This window comes from Alteromonas sp. ABE4_545, assembly GCF_056161325.1.
The window spans coordinates 265,242-288,575 of the sequence record NZ_JBSWYY010000001.1 but is presented as its reverse complement, the minus strand read 5'-3'; the positions used below and the strand labels follow the sequence as shown (position 1 = coordinate 288,575).

Annotated in this window: 24 protein-coding genes and 2 tRNA genes; 19 read left to right on the top strand and 7 right to left on the bottom strand. The window is 43.7% G+C overall.

All coding sequences use genetic code 11. The features are described 5' to 3' along the window. Positions 1-512: 512 nt before the first annotated feature. Both ACXAH6_RS01380 and ACXAH6_RS01375 read right to left on the bottom strand, forming a co-directional pair. Positions 513-3,824 carry a tetratricopeptide repeat protein gene (locus ACXAH6_RS01380; RefSeq protein WP_474874827.1) on the bottom strand — a complete coding sequence of 1,104 codons (3,312 nt, stop codon included), beginning with the start codon at positions 3,822-3,824 and terminating at the stop codon, positions 513-515. 69 nt (positions 3,825-3,893) lie between these two features. After that, positions 3,894-4,166: a hypothetical protein gene (locus ACXAH6_RS01375; RefSeq protein ID WP_474874826.1), complete on the bottom strand. Its 273-nt coding sequence runs from the start codon at positions 4,164-4,166 to the stop codon at positions 3,894-3,896. Positions 4,167-4,439: 273 nt separating this feature from the next. Between ACXAH6_RS01375 and ACXAH6_RS01370 the strand changes: the two genes are divergently transcribed. The 14 genes from ACXAH6_RS01370 (at position 4,440) to ACXAH6_RS01305 (ending at position 14,542) form a co-directional block, all read left to right on the top strand. Next, positions 4,440-4,835, top strand: coding sequence for a hypothetical protein (locus tag ACXAH6_RS01370; protein WP_474874825.1), 396 nt, complete (start codon positions 4,440-4,442; stop codon positions 4,833-4,835). A 128-nt stretch (positions 4,836-4,963) separates the two neighbouring features. Beyond that, positions 4,964-5,152, top strand: a complete 189-nt coding sequence (locus ACXAH6_RS01365) for a hypothetical protein (protein ID WP_474874824.1) — start codon at positions 4,964-4,966, stop codon at positions 5,150-5,152. A 188-nt stretch (positions 5,153-5,340) separates the two neighbouring features. Beyond that, complete coding sequence (locus ACXAH6_RS01360) at positions 5,341-6,327, top strand: hypothetical protein (RefSeq protein ID WP_474874823.1); 987 nt, start codon at positions 5,341-5,343, stop codon at positions 6,325-6,327. Beyond that, the gene (locus tag ACXAH6_RS01355; protein WP_474874822.1) at positions 6,317-7,102 is read left to right on the top strand and encodes a M48 family metalloprotease; all 786 of its coding nucleotides are present in this window, start codon (positions 6,317-6,319) and stop codon (positions 7,100-7,102) included. The genes ACXAH6_RS01360 and ACXAH6_RS01355 overlap by 11 nt, the downstream gene beginning before the upstream one ends. Before the next feature lie 169 nt (positions 7,103-7,271). Then, positions 7,272-7,484: a hypothetical protein gene (locus tag ACXAH6_RS01350; protein ID WP_474874821.1), complete on the top strand. Its 213-nt coding sequence runs from the start codon at positions 7,272-7,274 to the stop codon at positions 7,482-7,484. Then, positions 7,481-9,220 (top strand): type IV secretory system conjugative DNA transfer family protein, encoded by a 1,740-nt coding sequence (locus ACXAH6_RS01345; protein ID WP_474874820.1) that lies wholly within the window; start codon positions 7,481-7,483, stop codon positions 9,218-9,220. The genes ACXAH6_RS01350 and ACXAH6_RS01345 overlap by 4 nt, the downstream gene beginning before the upstream one ends. Continuing rightward, positions 9,217-9,888, top strand: a complete 672-nt coding sequence (locus ACXAH6_RS01340) for a hypothetical protein (RefSeq protein WP_474874819.1) — start codon at positions 9,217-9,219, stop codon at positions 9,886-9,888. Before ACXAH6_RS01345 ends, ACXAH6_RS01340 begins: the two co-directional genes overlap by 4 nt. Before the next feature lie 8 nt (positions 9,889-9,896). Further along, positions 9,897-10,169, top strand: a complete 273-nt coding sequence (locus ACXAH6_RS01335) for a hypothetical protein (protein ID WP_474874818.1) — start codon at positions 9,897-9,899, stop codon at positions 10,167-10,169. Between the two features lie 131 nt (positions 10,170-10,300). Beyond that, a complete protein-coding gene (locus ACXAH6_RS01330) occupies positions 10,301-10,567 on the top strand; it encodes a hypothetical protein (protein ID WP_474874817.1) in 267 nt (88 codons plus the stop codon). Positions 10,568-10,582: 15 nt separating this feature from the next. Continuing rightward, on the top strand, positions 10,583-10,849 hold the full coding sequence (locus ACXAH6_RS01325) for a hypothetical protein (RefSeq protein WP_474874816.1): 267 nt from the start codon (positions 10,583-10,585) through the stop codon (positions 10,847-10,849). 67 nt (positions 10,850-10,916) lie between these two features. Continuing rightward, on the top strand, positions 10,917-11,249 hold the full coding sequence (locus ACXAH6_RS01320) for a hypothetical protein (protein ID WP_474874815.1): 333 nt from the start codon (positions 10,917-10,919) through the stop codon (positions 11,247-11,249). Beyond that, entirely contained in the window at positions 11,246-12,532 is a 1,287-nt protein-coding gene (locus ACXAH6_RS01315) for a relaxase/mobilization nuclease domain-containing protein (RefSeq protein WP_474874814.1), read from the top strand. The genes ACXAH6_RS01320 and ACXAH6_RS01315 overlap by 4 nt, the downstream gene beginning before the upstream one ends. A 12-nt stretch (positions 12,533-12,544) precedes the next feature. Next, positions 12,545-12,754 (top strand): hypothetical protein, encoded by a 210-nt coding sequence (locus tag ACXAH6_RS01310; RefSeq protein WP_474874813.1) that lies wholly within the window; start codon positions 12,545-12,547, stop codon positions 12,752-12,754. An 18-nt stretch (positions 12,755-12,772) separates the two neighbouring features. Next, positions 12,773-14,542, top strand: coding sequence for a recombinase family protein (locus tag ACXAH6_RS01305; protein WP_474875037.1), 1,770 nt, complete (start codon positions 12,773-12,775; stop codon positions 14,540-14,542). Here ACXAH6_RS01305 and ACXAH6_RS01300 read toward each other — a convergent pair. The 3 genes from ACXAH6_RS01300 to ACXAH6_RS01290 all read right to left on the bottom strand — a co-directional run bounded on the left by ACXAH6_RS01300 (position 14,499) and on the right by ACXAH6_RS01290 (position 15,184). Continuing rightward, positions 14,499-14,575 (bottom strand) — tRNA-Met (locus ACXAH6_RS01300). The genes ACXAH6_RS01305 and ACXAH6_RS01300 overlap by 44 nt on opposite strands. 47 nt (positions 14,576-14,622) lie before the next feature. Then, positions 14,623-14,699: transfer RNA gene (locus ACXAH6_RS01295), tRNA-Met, on the bottom strand. 194 nt (positions 14,700-14,893) lie between these two features. Further along, positions 14,894-15,184, bottom strand: a complete 291-nt coding sequence (locus ACXAH6_RS01290; RefSeq protein WP_474875036.1) for a 4a-hydroxytetrahydrobiopterin dehydratase — start codon at positions 15,182-15,184, stop codon at positions 14,894-14,896. Positions 15,185-15,393: 209 nt separating this feature from the next. On the opposite strand from ACXAH6_RS01290, the gene ACXAH6_RS01285 reads away from it, so the two are divergent. The 3 genes from ACXAH6_RS01285 to ACXAH6_RS01275 all read left to right on the top strand — a co-directional run bounded on the left by ACXAH6_RS01285 (position 15,394) and on the right by ACXAH6_RS01275 (position 17,948). Next, the gene (locus ACXAH6_RS01285; protein ID WP_474874812.1) at positions 15,394-16,323 is read left to right on the top strand and encodes a LysR family transcriptional regulator; all 930 of its coding nucleotides are present in this window, start codon (positions 15,394-15,396) and stop codon (positions 16,321-16,323) included. 367 nt (positions 16,324-16,690) lie between these two features. Further along, a complete protein-coding gene (locus ACXAH6_RS01280) occupies positions 16,691-17,086 on the top strand; it encodes a DUF3718 domain-containing protein (protein ID WP_474874811.1) in 396 nt (131 codons plus the stop codon). A gap of 466 nt (positions 17,087-17,552) precedes the next feature. Then, complete coding sequence (locus ACXAH6_RS01275) at positions 17,553-17,948, top strand: DUF3718 domain-containing protein (protein ID WP_474874810.1); 396 nt, start codon at positions 17,553-17,555, stop codon at positions 17,946-17,948. A 90-nt stretch (positions 17,949-18,038) separates the two neighbouring features. On the opposite strand, the gene ACXAH6_RS01270 is transcribed toward ACXAH6_RS01275, so the two are convergent. Continuing rightward, positions 18,039-19,745, bottom strand: coding sequence for a tannase/feruloyl esterase family alpha/beta hydrolase (locus ACXAH6_RS01270; RefSeq protein WP_474874809.1), 1,707 nt, complete (start codon positions 19,743-19,745; stop codon positions 18,039-18,041). Between the two features lie 224 nt (positions 19,746-19,969). Here ACXAH6_RS01270 and ACXAH6_RS01265 point away from each other — a divergent pair, with 224 nt between their 5' ends. Beyond that, positions 19,970-20,854, top strand: coding sequence for a dienelactone hydrolase family protein (locus ACXAH6_RS01265; RefSeq protein ID WP_474874808.1), 885 nt, complete (start codon positions 19,970-19,972; stop codon positions 20,852-20,854). A gap of 85 nt (positions 20,855-20,939) precedes the next feature. On the opposite strand, the gene ACXAH6_RS01260 is transcribed toward ACXAH6_RS01265, so the two are convergent. After that, positions 20,940-22,736, bottom strand: coding sequence for an acyl-CoA dehydrogenase C-terminal domain-containing protein (locus ACXAH6_RS01260; RefSeq protein ID WP_474874807.1), 1,797 nt, complete (start codon positions 22,734-22,736; stop codon positions 20,940-20,942). Between the two features lie 289 nt (positions 22,737-23,025). Here ACXAH6_RS01260 and ACXAH6_RS01255 point away from each other — a divergent pair, with 289 nt between their 5' ends. Further along, entirely contained in the window at positions 23,026-23,325 is a 300-nt protein-coding gene (locus tag ACXAH6_RS01255; RefSeq protein WP_474874806.1) for a hypothetical protein, read from the top strand. The last annotated feature ends 9 nt before the right edge of the window (positions 23,326-23,334 follow it).

The window sequence follows — 23,334 nt, the reverse complement described above, 5'->3', positions numbered from 1 at the left end:
GTTGACCGAGGGTGTTCAGAGGGGCTATGGCATGCCACCTTTGATCATGGGATTGTTAAGGGAGCTCGAAGGTTACCTTAACTGAGGATAAAACGCTCACTCGTTTTTGTTGGCAGTCCTATTCAATTATCTCAACGCCATGCCAACACATTTTTCTTATTGAGAGACGAAATTAGAAAAAGTCGAAAGGGATGCAACGGGAAAGCACAGCGGTTTCCCTTGCCAAGATCGCCCCTTTGTATTTGAAATCAGGTAGCACACTTTAGTGACGTTCTGATTTCAAATGTATTACAAAGGGGACATCTTGCATAGATTGTAATTGAGTTTGGTTTGTTGCAAAAATCAAACTTGCTGGGAAGGTATCATAGCGCATCAATTGGATCGGAGACATCTTTGGCTTCAAGGGTCGTTCGCAAGCTAGATCGGTTGATGCAATATCTATTGTTCTGAACAGATGAAGGAGAATTTAAGAACAATGTCTCGCACGTAAGAACAGATAATTATACGTTTAATTACCACTGAATATATCGCTGAAGTATTTCAAAAAATACTATAAGTGAATCGACAAGATCGCAATCATTTCCACATCTTTCCTGCAAGATTGCAATTGTTTCCGACCTGTGGACTAGACCAGCCCCGCCCCCAATCATTATTATTGACATTACGATTGCTATGAAAAAATTACTTTTGAATACAAGTCGCATATATCGAAAGGTAATATCTACTGGGAACCTATTTATCAATGAATGCCAAAGCAGAACAAAACTAAATATCCCTACACCATCAGTACTATTTGCTATCTTATGGTAGCCACCTTGAACTAAAAATGACTCATAATACTCAAGAGCCTCCTTGACGTTTTCCTCAACCCCCCACCCCCTTAAATAGCATTTTCCCAAATAACGAGCAGACTTCTTGTGGCCATAATCATAGGCTTTTAGGTAGAGTTTGAAAGCTGTTTCCAAATGAAGCTTATCTTCATTTCCTTTTTTTGAGTAGATTCTGGCCAACTCAAATAGCGCATTCCTTTTTATTTCATATTCTATTGTGCTTGCAGTCTTGTCGGAATCAATTAATTCACTATAGTATTTAATGGCTTTATCAATATCTTTTTTTACAAAAATACCTTTTCTGTAAAATTCTGCGAGTTGGTAGGCAGAGTGGTAACTTCCAATTTCACATGCCTTTTTAAAAATATAAATAGATTTTTTTCCATTCCTTTTTATCCCTATGCCTTTGCTATAACAATAACCAAGTAGATATAGTGCATGATTATCTCCTCCTTCTACAGCTCTTTTTATTAAGTTGAAGGCAAGGCTTGAATTTTTATCTACACCATACCCAATCATATAACACCATCCCAAATAGCGCATAGAAATATAGTCAAAGTGACTTGCTGCAAGATGAAGAGCTTTAACCATATTTTTGCTGGGTGGTGTTTTGGCTAGATAATCTCCGCCAAGGTTTCGCACTAACATTCCTGATATTTTTGAAAGCTCATCAACATCCATTGAACTTATATAAATGTTGTTAAGGATCTCCTTCACTACAGGCTGGTCTTTGAAGTCTTGACACAAGCGTTCAACAAATGAAAACATCCCCTTTGGGGATATTGTCCAAGCTAGGCCACATATTTTTGCGATTGATATTCTCTTTTTTTGAAGACTGAAAATTACCAGCCATTCGCCTAGCAAATCAGGCATCATTGGATTGATGATGGGAGATGCCTCTTCAATGCCTTTGCTTGTACCACCTCCAGTAAAAACACTAGCAATTTTTAATTGATCCTCACTAATTACAGGCAATAGGTCTTTCTGTATTATATCTTCATAGTTGAAACCTCCTGTCATTGTTGCCAGTAGGATTAACTTGTTAATTATATTATCTTCCCCTATTCGAGGTTGGTCTCCTTTAAAAACCCTACGCCACCTTAATAGTTCTCGTTCCAACGTAGCATTCAACAGATCTTCCCTTGTCCACAGGTCTGTTATTGAACCAGAAGCTAATGCTTGTGCTAGAAAATATGCGTAGAGAGGTCGACCATCAGAATCAATATTGTTAAGATCTTCTTTGATTCTTTCTCTTACATCCGCGTCTTTTATATCTAATAGATTATGTGATGTTTTTTCTACTATGTATTGGACAATACTAATTAGATGTTCTGGATTGAGTTGATTCAGTTCCAGTACGCCTTCCTCATAGCGAGATTTATTTAGTCCATCATCATTACCATCTTCTCTGCTGGTAATATTAATAAACCATTCAGCTTTTGTTTCGCTGATTGTTCTTTGTCTTGATCTGGAGTTTAGAGCATTGAAATTAATTCCTTGGTTCCACGGTTGTCGTTCAAGTAGCAGCAATCTAACGGGGTGTACAAAATCATGTTGCCGTTTGGAAAGCATTTTTATAAAAGGGCGTAAAACATGTGTTCGCCCAATGACATAGTCAACAATAATAAGGTGAGGCTTATTAGGTTGCCATTTATCTAGCTTTTCCGATACGGACAAAATTTCATCATCATCTATTAAACCTGCTATCCATGTTCCATCTTTACTGGCTTCTAATGCTAGTTCGTAGGCTAAGCGGCTTTTCCCTTGTCCTGCGACGCCAGCCAGTTGCAACCACCTAAATTGTCGTTTGGGTTCAACCTCATCAGGTTTAAGAAAGTTTCGTAGATATTCTTGTTCCTCATCACGGCCTATTACATCAATGGTTCGGTTCCCGTAATAGTTGATGTTGTCTTCCAGAATTGGGGGAGGATCCAACTGGAGCGCATATTGATGTTCGGTCTTTTGAGCTAGAATACTCTGTGCACTACTAATTTGTTCCGATATTTGGGCAATAGAAGCTATGAGAGCTTTGATTGATTCCTGTATGGTAGTGTTTGTCTCATCTATCGCAGACTGTTTTCCTTCAAGGCTTTTGAGGAAAGTAGTAAGAGAATTAAAAAACTGCTCTTGATTGTCTTGCTGAATCTTAGAGGATGATTCAATGGCCTCTTTTAATATGCGCTGGAACTCGACCGATGTTTGTTGCTGGGCATTTGAAAACTCCACAGACACTGTTTCCACGATGTCAGCAAACGTATTTTTAGCCCCTTCATTATCGTCTTTCAGGCTGTTTACAGTTTCAGAGACTTGGCTGAGTATGTCGAGGAGGTCTTGGGGGTTAAAAGATGGTGATGCTGAGGTATTTTGATCTTGGGTAATCTTTGCGTTTTTTGCTTCGTCAATCTCTAACAGGTACTTATCGACGATTTTGGTGATTTCGGGAACGCCTTGTGTCCATAGGTGATGATCATCACGATATTCTTCCAAGAAGCTTAATACATGTTCTCTGAGGACATCATCATAGTCATTACGCATTGTAGCTGATGCACAAAATAGTACTTGAATAGGTATATATCCATATCCTGTCCCACTTTTTATTTTGTTCCAGTCCTCTATGTCAACCCAGCCTTTATGACCAGTTGTCCTTATAGTTTTGAAAAATTTTTGTTCATTAAAACTAGAGTGCTGAAAAATAAAGGCATAGAGGTTTTTACAATGCCAGTATCTTGCCGATTTATCGGATCTTTCTTGAGATGTACCATCACCACTCTTTTCAGTGTGTTTAACTGGATGGTTAAGATTGTTTATATCATAGTGCCTGAAATGCTTATCTATAATGCTATCAAGCGGACGTATTCTGTTGTTATTAACATTCTGGGTGGATGCTGCCACACAAATAAGCCAAAACAGCCATGTTAAATCTTCATTTTCAGCTTTTAGAACATCAAGATGCTTATCTATAAACTCTAAGCTTGCTTCATTATCAATAGCCATCTATGACAACCTCTGATCCATATTAGATACAGAATAAGATAACTATCAGGCGACTATCAAATAAGAATACTATTCATTGTGTAATTCTTGAATGTTTTCAAAAAACGAAGGATCTTTAAGAAATTGCTCCTTAACATGATTGAGCACAGGCACACTATACTCTTTAGCCACAGCTTGCTCAAAAAGTTCTGATAAAAATTCACCTTCATCTTTGCCAGTACCGCTCAACATCCAGCGTAATGCTCCAATCGTCTCTGGCCTTACCCCCGTGCATTTGTATTCCACTCGTGGATTCTGTTGCTCCATAGGATTTATCTGTCTCTTTGGACTCTTCTCTGCCATAGCAAATTTCCCTTTCGCCATCTTTTTTGCTGATTTTTTCTAGCATTGATTTTTCATAACCGTCAACTTAAAACGCAAAAATACATTTAAAACAACAAGTTATAAATACAGACTGACTTTTCTGACTATACGCCAGAAAAGTCAGAGTTTTCTGGGAAAACGGCAATTTTAGTCTTCAACGAGTGCTGCCAGTATCAATGATGTTGATGGATCAACGCAGGAAAACATAAACCGAAAGCAGCGCTGTTTTCACTTACCAAATAGGTGAAAACGATGAAAACGTTAGAGATTAAATTAATGCCAGACCTTTACTTTATGTCAGACGAAAACCAGCAAGCACTCAACGAGGCGTTAGGTCGAGTGGCTTCTAAGTTGGAGTGGTCAGAGCGTTATGGGCTGGAAGGTTTGTCCATTTTATGGGCGAAGGTTTACAGCGACAAAATCATGGGTGGGGTTTGGTTTCCTCACTTGCATCAGATTACGGATGAGGAAGGTCGCTCTATTCGTAAACAATTGCATGATCCTTCCACACGGATGAGAAACCGTGACTTGCTCCGCATCGAGTGTTTGTGCATGCAGGCAGTGGATAAGGAATATGCCGCTCATACGGCGCAGTGGCGTTTTGAGCAGGAGGAATGCTTAAACGAAATCGAGGATGAAGATTTTTAAGATCGTCAGGGGGTGAAAGCTTGGTGCCAGTCACGGTACTGAATTTTTTTCACCCGTTCAGACTTTCCCAGTTTGCTATGTGAGCAACGTTAACATAAGCGAATTGGAACCCAAATGGAGGAATGAGCATGAGATCATCCAACACTATTTTCATTGCCATGTTGACGCTAAGCCTATGTGCAACGGTGATTACAACCAATCAGCAAAACAGTGTGCCTTCGTCTTATCGGATGTTGGACGTGGTGGACACGTTATATGAGCTGGGTGTGAGTTACAGTCGTTTTTTATCGTATTTTTTTGGAGGAATGCCTTTATGACATCGCTTACCAGAAATTCTTCATTTCAGATTATGTTTGTCTCTTGCTTGTTAGTGATTAGCGCTGGCACTACAGGGATGAGTTACTACGGTTATCAGTCCTTGTGGCCTGATTTAGAGGGAAAAATCATGGCAAGTGTGATGGCGGTTAGCACGTTTGCCAGTGTCTACCTCTACCATAGCACAGTGATGAAAGCTTTGGTTGAGCATGTGGAGCTTAGGAAACGTCTGGGCGTTTTGGCGCTGGCGGCTGTGTTTTTCGTGTTCATCATTGGCTTAAGCTCGGCCATCAATGTGGCGGCATTGTCAGGCCGCGCCGCCCAAATCAGCTATTTAAGTGATTTGGAAAAAAAGGCCAGTGTCAGTGCGCGGGATATTTTTCAGCAAGCCAATGGTTTGAGACGGTTCTTGCCGCTATTTGAGCAGCAAAGAGCCAGTTGGCAACAAGCTGCTTATGACGAGAGAACATTAGGTTCCTTTTCTAAAACAGCAGGCGGTGGCGGTGTGTCTTCCATTTTGGATCAGTATTCCGCGCAGTTTAAAACACTGCATAGTCAAACAGCCTCCTTTTTGTCTCAAGTAGAAACCCTTAGCGGGCAAGCAAATGAGAAATTAGCGCTTATTCGTCAGGTGATTGAGGATCAAAAACTCTCTTCACCAGAGCGTATGAAAAAGGTGGCTGAGCAATTGGATGTGCTCAATGGTTTGCTGATAAAAATGCAAACAAAAGACTTTATCGAAGGAATGCGGATCATTGTACTGAACATGCCCAATGCGCTGAAAGCAATCACCTTATCCAGCAACCCAAAAGTGGCGCAAGGGCAGCAGGCGGCTATCGCTAAAATCAAGGATCGTTTGAGCAGTGGTACATTGCTAATGGATAACGCCTTTAGCGAATATTTGGCGCAATCCTCCCCAGAGCTGCCAAAGCTTAAACCTATCTCCACGTTGAATGCAGTGATTGTGTACTGGTATCTCTATCCACAAAGCTGGGTGGCAGGACTAGCGCTGGATTTGTTGCCATTGTTCATTGGTCTGGTGTTGATGCTCATCGCGCCACCGTTTGCGCCATCAGAACGTCACTGGAATGTGTCCGTTCGTGATTTGTTATTAGCAAAAAAAGCTTTACAACAGCTAGGCCATGACCCTTTAACAAAGGAGCAGAATGATGACTAGTTTAGCGAGACATACCTTTAATCATTTGCCGATTGTCGGTGCTATTGGATTGGTTGGGCTGATGGTGAGCGCTTGGGCGCTGGATTTGCACCACACATGGAAAGACAGCCAGTCACAAACACCTGACACCCATATTAGGCAGGAAAAGCTACCTGCTGGCTGCGTTAAAATGGATAGAATCTCAATTTGCGATGCGCCGAAGGAGACCAGCATCACGAGATTGGAAGGCACAGACTTTTTAAAGATTTGCGCCTTGGGCGCGTATCCTGATTTTGATGGAGCGTCAAAAATTGAACCAGCCCGTCCCGAAGCGCTGACCGCATTACAGTGGATGATGGATCAGGTGGGGCTGGAAACGAATTTTGAATTGGTGGCAGGGACGTTTTCTAAAAAGGTGATTGCTTTTGCGATCATCCGCGATGATCAGCGTTATATTGTCTATGACAAGGCAGATAACTTCTTTGCCCCTGACGGAATCATTTATTGGCCGTCTTTGGCGGTGCTCGCGCACGAGCTGGGGCATCATCTTGCAGGCCATACCTTTGTGCAAAACCGCTCCCACCACACGCAAGAGCTAGAAGCTGATCGTTTTGCTGGGTTTATGATGGCAAAATTGGGGGCAACTCTGGATCAGGCGCTTGCCATTACCCAAAAACTGAATGAGCAGGATACGCCAACACATCCTGCTCGCTCCAAGCGCATTACTGCCATTACGAACGGCTGGAAACTGGTGCAGTCTCAAGAAAAACGGTTTTCTTTTAACGCTACGTTATAATTTGCTTGGCTGGTGATGGTTCTCAATCAGGGAACCATCGCTGTTTTATTTTTGCCTCTCACATTTTTATTTTCATTTCCTTTCTCTATTCCGCTCAGACTTTCCCAGAAGCCCGTTACCTCTTCGATAGACTTTTCTTCATCCCCCTAATGAGATGAGGAGAATAGCCATGAGTAATCATGAAATCTTTCTGTTGCCTGGGCAGCTTTTATCCAAATTGCTGCTGAGTGTTTTTGATGTTGATCCTAATACTGTCACAGATGAATCGCTGAGTGTTTTAGGTTTCATTTTAGCCATTTTGTTTTGGTTGCTGTTTTTCAAATGTGTAATTGCTCTGATCAAACAGCGTCTTGGCTTCCATGATGGTGGGTCAAGACGATGAGTATAGAAACGCTGCTTCTTTATGGTTTGCAAGGGCTGCTTATCATCATGCTACTACGGACAGTGGTCACATGGCTTGGCAGGGTCTTTGGTTTTTACAGTCCTGACCATTATTACCGCTGGCCGACATTACCGTGGCGAGCTGTCTACAGGCTGTATATGAAATGTCGTCAGTGGTACGAGCAAGTTTTCTTGCTCGGTAAACGTGGGGCTACGGGTGGCTTTGCTTCACCCTTGTCGCAATTTTGTATGCGATATAAACCCAACATGCTGCATTTAGGCCGTGCCACAGCGTTTGGCATTGGCCTGCTGCAACCGGTTGGCGCTCATATTTCCCGTCATATTTTTATGCTCGCAATGACGGGCACGGGGAAGACAACGGCTTTAACCACCCTTACTTTTTTATGGCGGGGATCTGTGTTTCTTGTTGATCCTAGGGCCCAAGTCGTCAAGGCGATTTATCGTCGTGATAAACGGCAATGGTGGGTATTTGATCCAAGTGGCATTTCTGGTGTGCCCAGTATTTCCATTAATTTTTTCGACTGCATCAAAGAAGCCATGCAGCGTGATGGCGATGGCGCGGCGGTATTATGGGCTAACCGCATTTCTGAAGCGCTTATTATTATTCCCAGCCAAAGCAAGCAGCCCTATTTTTTACAAGTCTCCAAGCAATTCTTGGGCGGCTTAGTCTTGCATGTACTGACTCACCATCCCGAAGAAGAACAGAATTTACCCTTCGTTCGTGATTTAATTATCAATGGCTATAGGGTCTTTGATGAAAGTCAGGAACTGACTAAGGATGATGAAGCCCATCTTTTATTGCTCGATTCGATGAGTCGTAATCCTGCATTTGATGGTGTCATAGCAGGTGCAGTGTCGGCGTTAAAAAGTGCAGGCAAAGAAACGGCTGGCAATGTGCGCAGCTCATTGCAAGAGCAAACAAAATTCTTAGATCTTCCTAATGTCAGAAAGGTGCTGCGTCACAGTGATATTTCTTTAGCGGATTTAAAAACACGCGATGATGTAGTGCTGGCTTTTACGGCTTCTCTATTCTCTCTACGGGAAGAACTCAGCCGCCTGAGCCGCTTACTCACCAACATGGTCGCTTATACGTTTGAGAGCGTCAAAGAGAAAAAAGGCCAATGCCTCACCGTGATTGATGAGCTTCCGTCCCAGCAGTACAACTCTATATTTGAAGTCATACTAGCTGCTTCAAGATCAATGGGACAAACCTTTTTAGGGGTAAGCCAGAATATTGAATTAATGAAAAAGCATTATCCCAATAGCTGGAAATCCTTTATCGGGGAATCTGATGCAACCTTTTGGATGGGGGGCAACCATCCCGACAATGCCCAGTTTCTATCCCGCTTATTGGGTAAGACTACACGCATTAAAAAGGATCGGTACACAGGCCAGAAAACACGCCATGAAGTCAGTGTGATGGAGGCGGAGCAAGTCAGCCGTTACCTCAACCCCAATAGCAATCATCTTATCGTCACGCTTGCCGGCAGTCGTGCCTTAAAACTTAGGAATGAGCCATATTTTAAAGCGCTACCTGTTTGGCACTATGCCGTTGATCCTGAACACGGTGAGCGCTTTTGGCGCAAAGGCTTACGAGCTTTTGTTAAACAAAATACTCCTTTATCGCACGAAACCTCACCGACTTTCCCAGAAACCCCGCCTCCCAATGATACCGTTATCTCATCGACAGTAAAGAATGATGAGGAGCAGGAATGACCGTCACCAAAGCGGATTTGCATTATCAAACAATGCGTGAAAGCACCACATTTTCAAGGGCAACTATTGGTGCCGCCTCAGTCTTTATTAATGCCAGTAATGAAACCCGCGGCAATTTAGAATCCACACTGGCCGAAAGAACGCGTATCTTCGATATTGAAGGGGTTCGCTATATCACCAATGCGGCAACTTGCCCCCTCAGTGAACTCAAAACCTGTGATGATCATGTGCTAAGCCGATCCAATCCAATGTTGATTGGTTCGGCGTTTAATAAACGCGCCGCACAATACAGCTTCAAAATGATTGAGCAATTGGAAAAAGGCGACATTATTAAAGTGCAGACCTTACCAGAGAGGATAAAACCACAAGGTTCAACAAATTTACTGGCATGGTTTAACCGTAATCCGATTGACTGTCGAAAAGACAGCAACACAATCATGATCATAACCGATGCTATCGAGGCTTCGGAATACGTCAATCCAAACAAATTACTGAATGGGACGCAATCTCTCCCTGATCCTAGCGACTTTGTGAATATTTGGGGCTGCAATGTAGTGATGTTTGATATTGGCGAAGGTCGTTCCGATAAGGAAACAATCCATCTGCGAAAAATGTGGGGACGCTACTTTGAGCAGACTGGTGCCAATTTCATCGCTGTTCCTTTGTAGACTAGCTGATGACAATTACCAGAGCTGAGCTGGACGCATTGCGTGCCAGCTTATCAAAACCTGAGCTGCAAATGCAGCTCACCCCAAGCGGGATGACAGAGCAATGGGTTCATCAAGACTTATATAAACGTCATGTGAAGACTTTGCAAATCGGTGAAATGTCACTGAAAAACGCACAGAAAGAGTGGCGTAAAGCGTTAGAAGACGCGCGGCATCAGGGACATCAACGCGCGCACTTTAACGCACAAAGCCATACCCATGTATGCAACGTTAAGCTGTAATTAACACCTTATTAACGCCCGCATCCTTAGGTAAGGATGAATCGGTCAAGCAATTGTTTATTAATACATTTTTTACGAAATTGGCGGCTCAATAAAAGGGTAAACGCAATCAAACCAAAGAGGAGAAAATCATGTTTACTAATGATGATTACAACCATGAATTGGATAGCTTATGGGAGCGCAAATCTACTCATACCGTTAATCAGGTTATCACCCATGAAGGCCAAACCTATCGCTATCAGGTAGGTGAAGGATGGGGACGCAGCGATAATTATATGCGTCTGGATACCATGTTTGGCGAATTTGAAGTCGTGCCTAAAAAGAAGATGAATAAAAAGCCATTGACCCGTAAACCTGTTGCCCCGCCAACGGGTGCACATGCAAAGTCACTGCATTAATCAATGGAGGCTGTAATGAGCAACGACAATGAACATCCTAACGATTTATCAGAAGCAGGTCGAAAGCCTGATTTTGATGTCGTTCAAATGCTGGGAAACGGAGAAAAAGCACGTTTTGTGAACATTGGCGCGCTTTGGCAGATCCCAGCGTCAGGGAATCTTATAGGCGATACCGTACACGGCAAAATGCTGATAAAGCCTCGCACAGGCAAAGACGAACTCTTGGCATTGCGTGCACGGCAAAGTAAGGAGAAATCCAAAAATCAACATTTAAACCCATAACCAACGCTGCCAAGCGGAGATTTTCGCTTGGCATCTTTTTTAACGCAAATGAAAGGCTGTTCTGCACATGGTTAGTTCTAATCCCTATTCTATTCGCTTTACAGAAAAGCAGCGCCGTTACATTCAGGCAAAAGCGCATGAAATGCACTGTACAGAAGCCGCGTGGATAAAATACAAGCTGTTTGACGGTCAGGCGCTCATACAAAATAAAGAATTGAGCCATCTAAAATATTTACTAGGACAAACACGCTACGCAAGCAATTTAAACCAGCTCGCCAAACACGCCAATCAAGGCAATGTAATTGGCGGCCCTGACACAGAGCAGATAATAATTGAAAGCCGTGACCATATTGTCCTAATGAGCCGCACCCTCATCTCCGCCATAGGATTGAAAGTATGATTATCGTCGCTTCTCAACGCTCTGGCGGTCAAGCCCTTGCACGGCATTTAATGAACGCTGATGACAATGAACATGTAACAGTACACGACATTCGAGGCACTGTCAGTGAAACGGTCGCTGGGGCGTTTAAAGAGATGCAGGCTGTCGCGAAAGGCACTAAGTGTAAAAAGTACTTGCTGTCTGTATCACTCAACCCACCAGCCAATGAAATAGTTGATATCAGTGTGTTTGATAACGCCATTGAGCGGATTGAAGCCGAGCTTGGCTTAAAAGGCCAACCTCGCGCAGTGGTGCTTCATGAAAAAGATGCTCGTCGCCATTGTCACTGTGTATGGAGTCGAATAGATGGTGAAAATATGAAATCCATCAAACTCGACTACTTTAAAAAACGGCTCAATGGTATCGCGAAGGAATTGTATCTAGAACAGGCGTGGGATATGCCACAAGGCTTTGTCCACCCTCACCTGCGAAACCCATTCAATTTTACACTGGCTGAGTGGCAACAAGGTAAGCGCAATAACGTCGATCCACGAGAAATAAAACAAGCGTTACAGCAATGCTGGCAATCCTCGGACAACCAAACCAGTTTTCAACATGCTATCGAAGACAAAGGCTTTTTTCTTGCAAAAGGTGATAGACGGGGCTTTGTAGTGATGGATTGGCGCGGAGAAATATATTCCCTGTCCCGTTCATTAGGCATTAAATCCAAGGCCATAAATGCAAAACTCGGCCAGCCGAACAACTTGCGTTCGGTCGTAGATACTCAAACACATATTGCGAGCCGCTATGACGCACTACACAAGCGCTTTAGCACCAAAATCGATGTAAAACATCAGTTTATTTTAAAGCCGCTTCTTGATAAACAACGCGCCATGCTTGCGGAGCACAGACAAGCGCGCCTCAAACAACAAGCAGAGCATGAACAGCGCTGGCTTTTCGAACAATCCAAACGCCAAGCCAAAATTAGAAAAGGTGTTAGCGGCCTTTGGGATTTCATTACGGGAAAATCCAATCGACAACGGAAAATTAACGAAGCTGAGGCAGAAGCATCACTCAAACGCGACAAATCAGAAAAAGAAGCCCTTGTACAAAAACAACTCCAAGCTGCCCAAACGTTACGGGAGCAACTGCGAAACCTGCGCAATCAGAGACAACAAGAAAAGTCAGTATTCAATCAGACATTCAATGCGCGCATGAATGAAGACATTCGCGTTAGATTTGAAGCATTGAGGGCTAAAAATAATCAGTTAAACCAATCAAACCACCCAACTCAGCAATTGTAGGAGGAACATAACATGATCATACCGCCCTCTTCTCAAAACACTTATGTTTTTTCATTGACGGACAATATCGAAAGATCGCAAGTTAAAGACTGGAAATTGACCAGTAAAGCGAGTCACACTAGTGATGAAAGGTTTACTGGCTTAGTCAAGTTGCTAGCCCGTCACGCAGCAGAAAAAGACTTTGACGTGATGCTTCAACAAAAGACTGACACCCTGCACTAATCCACGAAAGGAATAACCATGAGAGTTGCCATATATGCACGTTTTAGTAATGAAGAGCTCCAAAATACAAATTCAATAGATGATCAAGTCCGCATTGCTCAAACGCTCGTTAAAGAGCAACACTGGCAAGCTGTCAAAGTTTATTCAGATCACGGTATCAGCGGTGCAAGTATTATGCTTCGACAAGGTATCCAGTCCTTACTGCACGATGTGGCCAAAGGTCTATATGACATCGTTTTAACTGAGGGGCTAGACCGCTTGAGCCGTGACCAAGAAGACGTCGCAGGTATTTACAAACGTATCAAGTTCTCTGGTGCAGAAATATACTCTATTAGTGATGGAGGTTTTGTCAGCGAAATCCACATTGGCCTCAAAGGCACCATGAATGCCATGTTTCTCAAAGATTTAGCAATCAAAACCCATAGAGGTTTGAGCGGCCGTGTGGCAAAAGGAAAATCTGGAGGTGGGATTTGCTATGGCGACAAAGTACAAAAACAGTTAAACGCAAATGGCGAGCTCGTTAAAGGTGAACGAGAAATAATAGAAAATGAAGCAAAAATCATAGAGCGTATTTTCGAAGAATACGCAAAGGGCATATCACCGAAAAAAATTGCTCAGCAGCTTAACAAAGAAGGTATCGCCTGCCCTTCTGGCAGTGCTTGGGGTTCAAGCACTATCTACGGAAACCGACGGCGTGGAAATGGTTTGCTAAATAACGAGCTTTATATTGGCCGTTTGGTGTGGAACCGACAAAAATTCATCAAAGACCCTGATACAGGTAAACGTGTGAGCCGTCTAAATCCAGAAAGTGAGTGGCAAATTTCTGAGGTGCCCCACCTTCGAATAATAGATGATGAATTATGGCAGCGTGTAAAAGCACGCCAAAAGTCTTTAGAAGACAAGCCTCATTTTTGGCAAAAGCAGCGTCCACCTAAATTACTATCACATTTACTGAAATGCGGTTGCTGCGGCAGTGGTATGAGTATTGTTTCCAAAGGACGTTATGGGTGCTCAGCATCGAGGAACAAAGGAATTTGCTCTAACCGTCTGACAATTAAACAAGAGGCGTTAGAACTGACAGTACTTCGTGCTCTTCAAACTCAGCTGATGCAGCCAGACTTACTGGAAGTGTTTTGCGATGAGTACACCAAACACATTAATGCACTTAGAAAAACCCGCTATTCTAAAGTTGATAATTACAAGAGAGAATTAAAAAAACTTGCTAAAGACAAAGAAAAAATCATTGAAGCCATAACAAATGGCATCCCTGCATCAGAAGTAAAAGATAGCTTAGACAAGATCATTGAGCGCAGAACAACAATTGAAACATATTTAAATAGCAACGACGAACCACAAGTACTCATGCATCCCAATATGTCTAAGCGTTACAAAGACGAAATTAGAGCGCTCAGAGAAGCGTTAACAGACGAAACTAAAAAAGCGGAAGCAGCGGAAAAACTGAGGGCATTAATTGATAAAGTTGTATTAACGCCTAAATCTTGCGGCAGAGAGTACTCGATAGATTTACATGGTGACTTAGCGGGAATATTAACGGTAGCAGCGGATTCCAAGCAGAAAATTCAAAACAAAGATGAATTATTTAGTCATGTTTCTGAGTTATTGCTTGAAAATGGTGAAGCTGAGAGCGCTCTAGAAAAGAGCACTCAGGCTTCTAACTCTCCTTGCAAGGGCAAGCTGGTTGCGGGGGCACGATTTACACGTGACCTACCCAGCAAGGGTAAAGTGGTTGCGGGAGCAGGATTTGAACCTACGACCTTCGGGTTATGAGCCCGACGAGCTACCAGACTGCTCCATCCCGCGTCTGAAAAGACGACGTTAAACTGTGTAATATCAGCTCAACTAGAATGTGGTTGCGGGAGCAGGATTTGAACCTACGACCTTCGGGTTATGAGCCCGACGAGCTACCAGACTGCTCCATCCCGCGACTGTTATTACCTTAAACGACTGTGTGTTTCTGGTCAGTGCCGTTCAAGTGGTGCGTATTATACATAGCAGCTTTGCAATGACAAGCGTAAGAAGTAGGAATATTGCATTTTTCTTACCAACCGCGCAATAAACCAGCAAGCCTGTATTAAACACCACCAATATGACTAAAACACAACCAGTACTGACGCAGTATTAATAGTGCTTTTCCATTTTTTCCGCTAATGAGAAGTCAAGATTAGACAAACCTGCTACATCATGTGTCACTAATTTCACCTCAACTTTGTTATACACGTTAAACCATTCTGGGTGATGCTTGAGCTTTTCAGCCCAGATTGCCACTTGCGACATCCAACCAAAAGCACGTATGAAACTTTTAAAGTAAAAGGTTTTGCATAATTTACCGTCTTCTATTTGCCATTGTCCTTCAGCGACACATTGCTGATTCAAACGCTCAAGCGCTACGATAATGTCTTGCTCCGACATTTTTAGTGTTTCTGTTACTGTCATTTGCCCCTCACTCTTTTAGGTTTTAACGCACCGTATCTAACAACACCCAGCAGGACTATTCACTCAACCTATAGGCAACTATTCTTAAAAATGAAGTATTACTTTGTTGAATACATGCGCACTTATTTAATAAGATGGAATTATTAGGTTAACACGACGTTAATAACGGATAAACAGGTGTGCACATGAATCTCAATAGAATCGACCTAAACCTTTTTGCAGTCTTTGATGCAATATACACAGCAGGGAGCTTAACCAAAGCCGCCGACGTATTATGTATTACTCAACCAGCCGTTAGTAATTCTTTGGCTCGGCTGAGAGAAATGCTCAACGACCCTCTATTTGTACGTACTGGGCACAGTATGACTCCAACCCCAGTCGCTCAAAACATTATTGTGCCCGCTAGGCAAGCGTTAGCACTAATGCGCAGGAGCGTTCAAGAAAGCCATACCTTTGACCCACTCACTGCAGAAAAAAGCTTTAACTTTGCCAGCAGGGATTTATTGGAAGTAAGCATTATGCCGAGGCTCATGGCTCGTTTGCAGAACTTGTCTCCCAATATTACGCTGACCAATTACGAAATACCGCGAAAAGAAGTGGTGTCGGCCATGGCCAGTGGCCATCTAGACTTTTATGCTGACGCAACAGCATTCAGTGACCCCCACTTATGTAAGCAGAAAATTGCCGAAGACCGATTTGTAGTCATTGCACGGCGTAACCATCCCGCTTTAAAACAAGGGTTAGACCTCGACACCTATTTACGCTTGGGCCATATCCACGTATCTCACCGTAAGACAGGAGCTGGGCCAATCGATATTGCGCTAGACAAAATAGGTAAGAAAAGAAAAGTCGTCATGCGCGGCCAACATTTTTTGACCGTACCAAGTGCAATAGCCAAAACAGATTTACTAGGTACACTGCCGTATCACTTAGCCAAGCACTATGACATGGCGATTTACGAAATGCCTTTTACTCTCCCTAAAGTGGAATACTATTTATATTGGCATGTCAGTGCAGATCACGATCACGCCCATATCTGGATGCGAGAACAAATAAAAGAAGTGGCGCGCGCCTACCTTCCCGAAAACGAAACAGAAGAAGCCGCGGTATCATAAGCCCACATATCATGTATTGACGTGCTGGTATTCGATGAATCCAGCGCGTACACCCAATACTTTTTAATTTAACTCTTCGTTTTTTTATCTTTTTGCCCCCTAATCACGCGCAGCGTTCATTGCTACTCCCCCTACTTTTTTACAAACGGCGCGTTGCTGGCAACCCCACGCGTTATAAGCACTCCAGCGCATTAGACATGACATAACTTCATGATTTTTTGGCATTAATAAACTCAATCTAAGTTATTATTTAATATACCTATGTATAGGTTTTGCTGTTTTAGCACATACCTAAAACCCGTTTAATTGCTCCCGAACAAACAACAAACAAACACTGACTTCAAACAATACAATCGAGGATTTAACCATGTTGAAAATTGTTAAAACTTCTCTAGCCGCTACTGCACTAACGTTAGCTATGGCTGGTTCTGCTCACGCTGATATCAACGACGCACTTGCCAATATTTGCACAATTGTAAGTGCAAATGACAAAGGCGAACTACGTAAGAAAATCCGTCGCGTAGAGTCTGACTTCCGTCTTAAACTACCTGATTACTACACTGGTATTTCTTGCAACGGAAACAGCCTTATTCGCACGGCCATCGAGAGCAACGCGGTTGATGTAGGTACACTACTTGTGAAAAAAATGCCAAGTAAAGACCTTCAAGCACCAGAGCAAGATGGTAAAACACTCCAAGCATGGATTGCTGAAAACGGCCACCAAGGAAGCCCGATCAGCGAAGAGTTGATGGGTCGTCTGTAAGAATTCGACAAACCATGTCGAGCTAGTTCAACATGGTTGCGGGGTTCCTCCCCTGCATCAAAAGGCGTCTTCGGACGCCTTTTCTCTTTTCTGCCTTTTGATATTCATCCCTCCACTCGTATTAGATTTTTTCGTCAAGCAACAAACTTTCCTTGGGTGTAGATAAAAACACATTAACGTGTACGTTTAGACTTTGTGCATCCATCAAATTTTTATTTATTTTCAAACTATTTATTCCTACTGTGCGATACCCACGCTTTTCCTCCTTACCACAAAAAAAAAGAAAAACCCATATAAATTATAAAGTTAAAACAAAAACCGGATTGCACTACAACACCATAGTTATTAAAAAAAATACCTATGTATCGCCATAACTGTTTTTTGATGTGACTAAATTTTGTTTAATTGATCTCGAACAAACAACAAACAAACACTGACATTAATTAATAAAAACGAGGATTTAACCATGTTGAAAATTGTTAAACTTTCTCTTGCTGCTACTGCTTTGAGTCTAACTTTTGCGGGCAGTGCCCAAGCTGATATTAACGACGCACTAGCGAATATTTGCACAATTGTAAGTGCAGATGACAAAGGTGAACTACGTAAAAAAATTCGCCGCGTAGAGTCTGACTTCCGTCTAAAACTACACGACTACTACACAGGTGTTTCGTGCAATGGCAACAGCCTTATCCGTACAGCAATCGAAAGTAACGCTGTAGATGTAGGTACGCTTTTGGTGAAGAAAATGCCTAGCCGTGACTTACAAGAGCCAGAACAAGACGGTAAGACGTTACAAGCGTGGATTGCTGAAAACGGCTTCCAATCAAGCCCTATCGCAGCAGAACTTGCTGACCGTATCTAAATTATCCATGTAAGAGTTTCAACATGGTTGCAGAGACCACTCTCTGCATTGAAGAAGGCGCCGATTGGCGCCTTTTCTTTTATACTCATATTACTCAAGTTCAGAAAACGTATACGGGCCAAACATAGCTTCTCCCGGCCACGAACGGGTATTAACTACCGTTGCGGCTTTACCTTGTTTCCATTGAGATGCCTCCCAAACACTGCCGGTGCCAATGTACTCAGCAACATAAGGGTATGGATAAACAGGCCTGCTCATATCTGGCAGTGCAGGAATATTGAATGTTTGTCTAGGAGGTCGCTCCCCTCTTGGTTTCGCATTGTGTGCATCAAAATCGGGCTGCCCAAAACGCGACATCTTTGATTGGCTCGCCGTTATCACCGCAAACGGCGCTTGATCTAATTCAACCCATTCAACTATCGCGCTCAACAAGTCGATTTTCGACGGTCCTTGCCCACCGCCACAATGGGCCACTCCGGGCAACAAATACAAACGCTCAAAGCTGTCTACTTTGTCTTTGCCTAATTGACTCACGAGGGCTTGATGGTATGCAACGGTATTGGCCGGAGAGATATGAGGGTCTGACAAGCCGTGCCACATAATAAGCTTATTGCCCGCCTGAGCAAACGCATCTAGCTGTGTATTAGTGGCATCAAGCAAAGTATGACGAGACTGTAACTTCGCCAATGTTGATTCAGAAAAAGACAGATCATTGAGGGTAAGCGCTGGGTTGACTTCGTCAAAAGCGATGTAGCGCATAACAGGCACCGTTGCCATTTCACTCATTAAGTGCCCGTCAGGACTACCGCTCACGTACACACCTTGCCACGCAAGTTCAGACCCATACAAAGGCTGCCCAGCGGTGAGGTAAGTATCCAGTTCTTTATCTTTTGGGCCTTGATAAAAGGCTTTAACCACCGCCACCTCAGACGCCGACAAACACGTATCATCACTATGAGGAGAGTTGCACAGTAAGCTCGCGGGATCGAAGTCACATAACGCCGGCTGACTAATAAGACTGTCTTGTACACCATCGGTAGTGTCACATGCCGCTAAGACGGCTTGATGAAGAAGAGGTAGTTTGTCAGCCGTAAGAATCACTTTACCCTGTTCATCCGTATTCGAACGCGCTTGCCAACCGTGGTACAGCGTATTTTGAACTTGGAACAGCATAGCGGGGGCGCCAGCAATAATGCCATTAAAATCAGAGGGAAAGCGTTGCGCTTCCATCAAAGCTTCACGCCCACCATCAGAACACCCATTAAAATAGCTATAATTGGCAGGCTGCCCATAAAACGCATTGATCATAGCCTTAACTGCAAGCGCAGTTTGATGCTGAGCATTATAGGCAAAATCATTCAACTTCTGCTTTTCTGCCGCCCAGGCGCCATCTCTTCCTGAGTGCCCCATGTCTGTCGCAGCCATGACAAATGCACCGTCGGTCAGTAATTGGCACCCATCTGATGCGCCAGAACGCATAGTTATGTTGCCACACAGTCCACCACAACCAACTTGTAAATAACGTCCCGACCACGAACGCGTGGGTAGTAATACTTGAAAGTTGATTGCCGGTGCCATGGTACCGGAAACGGCGCATACATCGATACCATCACTCGTGGTACCTTCAGCGCTAACAATGCTTCCCTGTGCAAATACCTGCCCTTTAAGATCTTCACAAGCCATCACAGGTAATATACTTTGGCTGGCTAAGTTCGCTGCTGGTGCCGGTTTATCTGTGCAACTAAAAAGCATTAAAAGCGCACAACCAAAACCAAGCCATATTAGGTGTGTTTTCATCCTATTTTTCACCCCATCGTCACTGTAAATAGTTATTAATACTAGCACCACAAAACAATATTACTCATTGATTTACAACAATTTTAATCATTAGCAAATATGATTATTACCAATAGAAAACATTGTGTTACTAACGAATAAAACAAGGGGGCAGATTACCATTTGCATTTCACTGTAAAAGGCATAATCTAAAATTTCAGCACTAACAATCATGGAGCTTCGCTGTGTGCGATAAAGACACCGAACAAGATATTCAACAATATATTGAAAAAAATGCGGCTTTGACCAGAAGAGACTTTAATAAGTTTTTGACAACAGCAGTAGTGGCTTCTGGTTTTGCGCAATTCTCTTTTGCCGAAGAAGCCCTGATGACAAAAGAAGTCATGATTCAAACGCCCGACGGTATCGCCGATTGCTTTTACACTGCCCCAACCCATGGGAAACATCCAGCCGTAGTCTTATGGACGGACATAAAAGGCAGACGGCCGGCCTTTGATCTCATGGGTAAAAGACTGGCCTCAGCCGGCTATTCAGTGCTGGTTGTTAACCCTTTTTACCGCGATGTTAAAGGCGCAGCGCTCCCCGAAGGCATTACATTTCCAGCGCCTGAAGCAAGGGCAATTCTTGGTCCGATGCGCGAAAAACTCACGCAAGACAACACCGTTAGCGACAACCGAGCATTCTTTCACTTTTTAGACCAACAAGCAGGCTCTGATACCTCAAAGCCTGGGGCAGTACTGGGTTATTGTATGAGTGGCGCTTTTGCGATGTGGGCAGCCGCTGCCTTACCTGAGCGAGTGGGCGCCATTGCCACATTCCATGGCGGAGGGCTAGCCACAGCTAAATCTGACAGCCCTCACCTCACCGTGCGCCAAACTAAAGCGCTGGCCTTACATGCCGTAGCTGAAAATGACAATGAACGCTCCCCCGACATGGTACCTATGTTAATTGAAGCCTATCAGCAAGCTGATTTGTATGCAGATATTAAAGTATATGAGGGAACACTACACGGCTGGACACCACCAGATTCGCGCGTATATAACGAAAAACAAGCGGATAAAGCATGGCATGCCATGCTGGGTGTGTTTAAACGCGCTGGAGTTATTTAACCCGTATTAAGCGGATACGCAAAAGGGCCTTTCATATGATGTGGCCCTTCAATTTTGCAACGCTATGCGCTTCACGCTCCTAAGGCTAGTCGAAGGCAAATAAAGCTTCTGGCATACTCATCACATTGTCTGCACCAGAGCGAATCGCTGATACTAACGATCGCGTGCGAGGTAACAAACGGTCAAAGTAAAAGCCTGCCGTGATCACTTTGGCTTGATAAAAACCGTTTTCTGCATCGCTCTCCAGTTTTTGAAGTGCAACCGCTGCCGACTTTAACCACATATAACCAACAATCACGTAGCCAGCGTACATGAGGTAATCTACTGATGCTGCCCCTAACTCGTCAGGGTTACTCATGGCGGCTTTACCTATTTCGCCGGTAATCTGTTGCCATTCGTCTAAGTGTTGCTCAAGGGCATTACACCAAGGCGCCAGTTGATTAACGTCTCGTACCTGCTTGCAAAAGCTGCGTACCTCAGACACAAAAACATTGAGCAACTCACCTTTTGAGCCCATGATTTTGCGCGCTAACAAATCCATTGCTTGAATTCCGGTTGTCCCTTCATACAAGGTACAAATACGGGTATCACGAACAAGCTGCTCCATGCCCCACTCCTGAATATAGCCATGACCGCCATATACCTGAATCCCGTAACTTGTCGCTTCTTGCGCAGTTTCGGTGATAAACGCTTTAACCACAGGCGTTAATAGGGCGAGTTTAGCTTCAGCCTCCGCTTTTTTGGCTCCATCATCTGAATACAAACTCACATCGACTAATTGAGTACAGTACGTCGTAAGCACCCGATTTCCTTCAGCCAACGCTTTTTGCGTTAGCAACATACGACGCACATCGGGGTGCACTAATATAGGATCTGCTGGGCCTGCCGCATTTTTAGGCCCGGTTAATGACCGAAACTGCAAACGGTCTTTCGCGTATCGCAATGCCCCCTGATACGCGGCATCGGTAGAGGCTAACCCTTCTAAACCCACGCCAATACGCGCCATATTCATAAAGGTGAACATGCAATGTAACCCGCGATTTACTTCACCTATCAAGTAACCTGTCGCACCATCAAAGTTCATAACACAGGTGGCGCTGCCTTTAATTCCCATTTTGTGCTCAAGAGAGCCACAAGATACCGCGTTTGGATCACCCAATTCTCCCGTTTCCGACACGTTAATTTTGGGCACAATAAACAGCGAGATACCTTTAGTACCAGAAGGAGCATCAGGCAATCGTGCCAATACAATATGGATAATATTGTCTGACATGTCGTGCTCACCGGCTGAAATAAAAATTTTGGTTCCCGTAATCGCATAGCTACCATCGCCTTGCGGCTCGGCCTTACATTTCAACATACCTAGGTCTGAACCACAGTGAGGCTCGGTTAAACACATAGTCCCTGTCCATTCACCAGAAATCAGCGGAGGTAGAAAACGTTGTTGCTGTTCGTCGGTACCGTGCATTTTCAAGGTTTCCATACACCCTTGACTCAAACCAGGGTACATTGCCCACGCGTGATTCGCCGCAGAAAACCATTCGGCCACCGAGGTTGCCAACGAATACGGCAGTGCCTGACCGCCGAACGCTTCGGGGTGCGCCATCGACGGCCATCCGCCTTCTACATATTGCGCGTAAGCCTCTTTAAAACCATCTGGGGTTGTCACTTTGCCGTCCTGCCACTGACACCCCTGCTCGTCACCAATTTTGTTCAACGGAGCCAACACTTGCTCACTAAACTTCCCCGCCTCGGCAAAAATGGCACTGACCAAGTCTTCATCCAATTCGCTAAATCCCAATGCTTGATAATGGCTAGCAAAATCTAGCAACTCGCTATGTACAAACGTGACATCTTTTATTGGGGCCCGGTAATCTTGCATCGGTCTTATCCTTTGTTCTATTGGAGTCATGGCGTTGACAGACATTGTTCCATCAACTTAACGTTAACAGAATGTTAGGTCAGACCAGTAAATCAGTGAAGTTTATTGGTTTTATAAATATTTATTCATTATCTGAATAATTAGCGCTGAACGACTGTTCAAACAATCCATCACCGCTTTGATGAAAGTACGCGAATACAAAAGTATGAAAAAATATACGCGTGTATTAGTGCAAGGCTACCAACTAGCGTGTCTATTGGCTTTAATATCTTTGAACAGAGGAATGACCATGTTGAAAAAGATCATTACAGCCGTTTTATTCAGTAGTGTAGTAAATACTGCTGCGAGCGCGTCTGAGTTGAAAGTGAACTCATCGTGTGACCTAACAAAAACAAGCCAAACCATCGAAAAAAAGAATCGCGGTAATGCCGATGCACTACCACGACTTTCTCAGCTACCTATGCAGCATTGTAACGATGCGAACGAAGTGAATGCTGAGCACCTAACACAGAAATCTATGCGCTTGTTACCAACTGGAAGTAGTGTGATCCGCAACCGTGGTACGGTTGTATCAACTTACTGGCAGTAACCCAGTTCA

What these genes read in the sequence shown, in the direction of transcription:
- ACXAH6_RS01380 (WP_474874827.1), bottom strand. Translation starts at nt 3,824, where the DNA reads ATGGCTATTGATAATGAAGCAAGCTTAGAGTTTATAGATAAGCATCTT.
- ACXAH6_RS01375 (WP_474874826.1), bottom strand. Translation starts at nt 4,166, where the DNA reads ATGGCAGAGAAGAGTCCAAAGAGACAGATAAATCCTATGGAGCAACAG.
- ACXAH6_RS01370 (WP_474874825.1), top strand. Translation starts at nt 4,440, where the DNA reads ATGAAAACGTTAGAGATTAAATTAATGCCAGACCTTTACTTTATGTCA.
- ACXAH6_RS01365 (WP_474874824.1), top strand. Translation starts at nt 4,964, where the DNA reads ATGAGATCATCCAACACTATTTTCATTGCCATGTTGACGCTAAGCCTA.
- ACXAH6_RS01360 (WP_474874823.1), top strand. Translation starts at nt 5,341, where the DNA reads ATGAAAGCTTTGGTTGAGCATGTGGAGCTTAGGAAACGTCTGGGCGTT.
- ACXAH6_RS01355 (WP_474874822.1), top strand. Translation starts at nt 6,317, where the DNA reads ATGATGACTAGTTTAGCGAGACATACCTTTAATCATTTGCCGATTGTC.
- ACXAH6_RS01350 (WP_474874821.1), top strand. Translation starts at nt 7,272, where the DNA reads ATGAGTAATCATGAAATCTTTCTGTTGCCTGGGCAGCTTTTATCCAAA.
- ACXAH6_RS01345 (WP_474874820.1), top strand. Translation starts at nt 7,481, where the DNA reads ATGAGTATAGAAACGCTGCTTCTTTATGGTTTGCAAGGGCTGCTTATC.
- ACXAH6_RS01340 (WP_474874819.1), top strand. Translation starts at nt 9,217, where the DNA reads ATGACCGTCACCAAAGCGGATTTGCATTATCAAACAATGCGTGAAAGC.
- ACXAH6_RS01335 (WP_474874818.1), top strand. Translation starts at nt 9,897, where the DNA reads ATGACAATTACCAGAGCTGAGCTGGACGCATTGCGTGCCAGCTTATCA.
- ACXAH6_RS01330 (WP_474874817.1), top strand. Translation starts at nt 10,301, where the DNA reads ATGTTTACTAATGATGATTACAACCATGAATTGGATAGCTTATGGGAG.
- ACXAH6_RS01325 (WP_474874816.1), top strand. Translation starts at nt 10,583, where the DNA reads ATGAGCAACGACAATGAACATCCTAACGATTTATCAGAAGCAGGTCGA.
- ACXAH6_RS01320 (WP_474874815.1), top strand. Translation starts at nt 10,917, where the DNA reads ATGGTTAGTTCTAATCCCTATTCTATTCGCTTTACAGAAAAGCAGCGC.
- ACXAH6_RS01315 (WP_474874814.1), top strand. Translation starts at nt 11,246, where the DNA reads ATGATTATCGTCGCTTCTCAACGCTCTGGCGGTCAAGCCCTTGCACGG.
- ACXAH6_RS01310 (WP_474874813.1), top strand. Translation starts at nt 12,545, where the DNA reads ATGATCATACCGCCCTCTTCTCAAAACACTTATGTTTTTTCATTGACG.
- ACXAH6_RS01305 (WP_474875037.1), top strand. Translation starts at nt 12,773, where the DNA reads ATGAGAGTTGCCATATATGCACGTTTTAGTAATGAAGAGCTCCAAAAT.
- ACXAH6_RS01290 (WP_474875036.1), bottom strand. Translation starts at nt 15,184, where the DNA reads ATGTCGGAGCAAGACATTATCGTAGCGCTTGAGCGTTTGAATCAGCAA.
- ACXAH6_RS01285 (WP_474874812.1), top strand. Translation starts at nt 15,394, where the DNA reads ATGAATCTCAATAGAATCGACCTAAACCTTTTTGCAGTCTTTGATGCA.
- ACXAH6_RS01280 (WP_474874811.1), top strand. Translation starts at nt 16,691, where the DNA reads ATGTTGAAAATTGTTAAAACTTCTCTAGCCGCTACTGCACTAACGTTA.
- ACXAH6_RS01275 (WP_474874810.1), top strand. Translation starts at nt 17,553, where the DNA reads ATGTTGAAAATTGTTAAACTTTCTCTTGCTGCTACTGCTTTGAGTCTA.
- ACXAH6_RS01270 (WP_474874809.1), bottom strand. Translation starts at nt 19,745, where the DNA reads ATGAAAACACACCTAATATGGCTTGGTTTTGGTTGTGCGCTTTTAATG.
- ACXAH6_RS01260 (WP_474874807.1), bottom strand. Translation starts at nt 22,736, where the DNA reads ATGCAAGATTACCGGGCCCCAATAAAAGATGTCACGTTTGTACATAGC.
- ACXAH6_RS01255 (WP_474874806.1), top strand. Translation starts at nt 23,026, where the DNA reads ATGTTGAAAAAGATCATTACAGCCGTTTTATTCAGTAGTGTAGTAAAT.